This window comes from Cyclonatronum sp., assembly GCF_022565315.1.
In the GTDB taxonomy this organism is placed as follows: domain Bacteria; phylum Bacteroidota; class Rhodothermia; order Balneolales; family Cyclonatronaceae; genus Cyclonatronum.
On the sequence record NZ_JAIUMX010000195.1, the window covers coordinates 1 to 2,946 of the forward strand.

The 2,946-nt window shown below is 56.2% G+C and carries 3 protein-coding genes and 1 tRNA gene; 1 reads left to right on the top strand and 3 read right to left on the bottom strand.

Annotation, left to right across the window (positions count from 1 at the left end; translation table 11 throughout):
* The 3 genes from LAT75_RS15485 to gcvT form a co-directional block, all read right to left on the bottom strand.
* The coding region (locus LAT75_RS15485; RefSeq protein ID WP_291483733.1) for a DNA translocase FtsK 4TM domain-containing protein at nt 1-362 on the bottom strand (362 nt) is incomplete at its 3' end.
* 233 nt (nt 363-595) lie between these two features.
* Nucleotides 596-1,324 (bottom strand): 2-phosphosulfolactate phosphatase, encoded by a 729-nt coding sequence (locus LAT75_RS15490; RefSeq protein ID WP_291483735.1) that lies wholly within the window; start codon nt 1,322-1,324, stop codon nt 596-598.
* A 140-nt stretch (nt 1,325-1,464) separates the two neighbouring features.
* Nucleotides 1,465-2,583: a glycine cleavage system aminomethyltransferase GcvT gene (gene gcvT, locus LAT75_RS15495; protein WP_291483737.1), complete on the bottom strand. Its 1,119-nt coding sequence runs from the start codon at nt 2,581-2,583 to the stop codon at nt 1,465-1,467.
* A 289-nt stretch (nt 2,584-2,872) separates the two neighbouring features.
* Here gcvT and LAT75_RS15500 point away from each other — a divergent pair.
* Nucleotides 2,873-2,945, top strand: a tRNA-Ile gene (locus LAT75_RS15500).
* Nucleotide 2,946: the final 1 nt, after the last annotated feature.

The window sequence follows — 2,946 nt, forward strand, 5'->3', positions numbered from 1 at the left end:
GCGGCCAGCGGCTGATGCCGGAAAATGAGCCAGCCGTACTTGAGCAGCAGGCCGGGCAGCACGATGGTGGGATAGCCGAAAAGCGAAAAAACGAGCAGGTTGGAAATAACCGCCCCGACCGGACCCAGCCAGTTGGTGATTTTGGTTGCCGGAGGATTGCTGAGCGAAAGCAGCTCGGAGAAATTGTAGTTTTGCAGCACGCTGTCGTCGGCGGCGCTGTAGGTGAAGATGCTCAGGCCCAGCAGGAAGGCAACGGAAATCATGAGCAGGCCCAGAATTTCCTTCTTGCGCTGCACGCCCACGCCCCCCTGACCCGCAGCCGTTGAAGCTTTCCTGCCGTTTGTTGCTCGTTTGCTTGCCATTAACGCTTTGATTTTATTGATCAGCTAAATTCAGTTTAAGGGCTTCATCCCCCGCAGTTTCAGCACAGCTCGGAATATACAAATCCTGCAGGCGAAAAACTGAGGCGGCCGCTGCTTTTGAGCGGGATGCGGCCCGGAAACACATCCCCCGAAAAAAGATAAAAAAAGCCGGCCCTCCGCAAAGTGCGAAAGACCGGCATGAAAAGCAGTGAAAACTGCCCGTTACGGCAGGTTTAGCGGGCGGCAGTGAAGATGCCGTCCTGCATTACGGGCACGGTGCTTAGCGCATCGGGGGTGCAGCAGTAGGGGATATCGGTTGCATAGCCGAGGGCCGCGAGGCGCTTGCCGTGATTGCTGCGCTCGACGGACTTCACCAGTTTTTTGCCGTACTGCTTGTACAAGGCGGAAGCAAGCTGTGCGCCGTCGGGGGCATCGTCGGGCAGATCGGGGCCGATGAGCTGCTGAAGCAGGTAGCCGGCACAGAGCATATCCTCAAACGAAAGACGTGATTTCCAGCCGGAGCACACAATCAGGATTTCGCGCTCGGTCTCCCGCAGGCGATCAATAACCGCGCCTGCGTTAAGGAAACAGCCAATAATGACTTCCTTGGCCCCGCTGCAGCGCACAAGCGTAGGGCTGCCGTTGGTGGAATTGAAGATAAGGGTGCGGCCTTTAACGACCTCCGGGGCATACTCCACCGGAGAATTGCCGAGGTGAAAGCCTTCAATTTTTTCGCCGCCCTGCTCGCCGCACAGCAGATAGCTGCTCGAATCGAGATTTTGGGCAATACGGGTAGCATCCCCCATATCCTCAACGGCGATTACGCCTCTTGCGCCGTTGCTGAGCGCCGTAACAATGGTTGAACTTGCCCGGAGCACGTCGATAACCACTACGGTTTTGCCCTTTACTTCATCCTCATTAAAAGAGCGGCCCGTAGCGAAAACATCGGGAGTTTTACTCATGTACAATAATACCTGATTGTGCTTAAATGCCTGATTAATAGTAATTTTCGGGTATTTTTACCCGTCGTCTGCAAAATTGGGTGTATCCTGTTAAGAGGGGCGGAATTTACGAAATATCCGCCCCCCGAAGGCAGAAAAAATCAGGCTTTCTTTACGAAAGGCGGTTTGGAAACGGTGGCGGGAAGAGCCTTGCCGCGGATTTCAATGAAAATTTGGGAGCCGTTGGCGGCAAAAGCGGTTTTCACGTAGCCGGTACCGATGCCCTTCACCTCCGTGACAGACTGCGTGCCGCTGGTAACGAACCCGATTTCGGCGCCCTCCGCATCGAGGATGCGGTAGCCGTTGCGCGGGATGTCGCGCTTGTTTTCGGTGATGAAGCCCACGAGGCGGCGGGAAACGCCGGCTTCCTTCACGGCGAGCAGGGCCTCTTTTCCGATGAAGGCACCCTTGTCGAATTTGGTGATCCAGCCGAGGCCGGCTTCAAGCGGGTTGGTATCCTGCGTGATGTCGTTGCCGTAGAGCGCGTAGCCCATTTCGAGGCGCAGGGTGTCGCGCGCCCCGAGTCCGGCGGGAAGCAGCTCAACGCCGGCGGTCTCAGCGGATTTCAGGATGGCCTGCCAGACGGCAGCCGGATCGGCTTTGGTGCGGTCGAAGTAAATTTCGAAGCCTTTCTCGCCCGTGTAGCCGGTTGCGGAGAGGATCACATCCCCGAAGCCCGCGAAAGTGCCCGTATTAAAGGTATAAAACTTAATGGCGGCGAGGTCAGTTTCGGTGAGCGGCTGCAGCACTTCGACACACTTCGGCCCCTGAACCGCGAGCAGGCACATATCAGCCGATGCATCGGTAATTTCAGCCCCGTGCGGGTTGTTGGCGAGCATCCAGGCGAGGTCTTTGTCCTTATTGGAGGCGTTTACGACCAGCATGTAGCGCTCTTCGGCCAGCATGTACACGAGCAGGTCATCTACAATGCCGCCGTTTTCGTAGCACATGGCCGAGTACTGCGCCTTGCCGGGCACGAGCTTGGCGGCGTCGTTGACCGTAATATGCTGCACCGCCGCCAGGGCGTTGGGTCCGGTGAAGAAAATCTCACCCATGTGGGACACATCGAACATGCCGCAGCTGTTGCGCACGGCCTCGTGCTCCTTCTTGATGCCGGTGTACTGCACGGGCATCATAAACCCGCCGAAATCAATCAGCTTGGCACCGGACTGTTCGTGAATATCGTAAAAAGGCGTTTTTTGGGGTTCTGAAACAGACATAAAGACTCTATTAAATAAGGGAGTGAACAAAAAATCAAAAAGCAGCGGGTCCCTGAGGGAAACAGGCCCCCGACCCGACCGTCGAATCAACCTCAAAGATAAGCAATCACCCGCTCAAGCCCACCCCCGCCCGCACCGAAAAGCGAAAGCCGCTTGAAGAGTGGCGCCCACCTCCCACCTGTTTCGCACTGCATATTTACCGAAGCACTGAAAAACCCGGCTTGCATTCAGTGCGGCAGTGCCTTATTTTTGTGAGCTATTCAATACAGGCCACAAACCCGTACTGAACGGGCCCATAGCTCAGTGGTTAGAGCAGTCGACTCATAATCGATTGGTCGGGGGTTCAAGTCCCTCTGGGCCCAC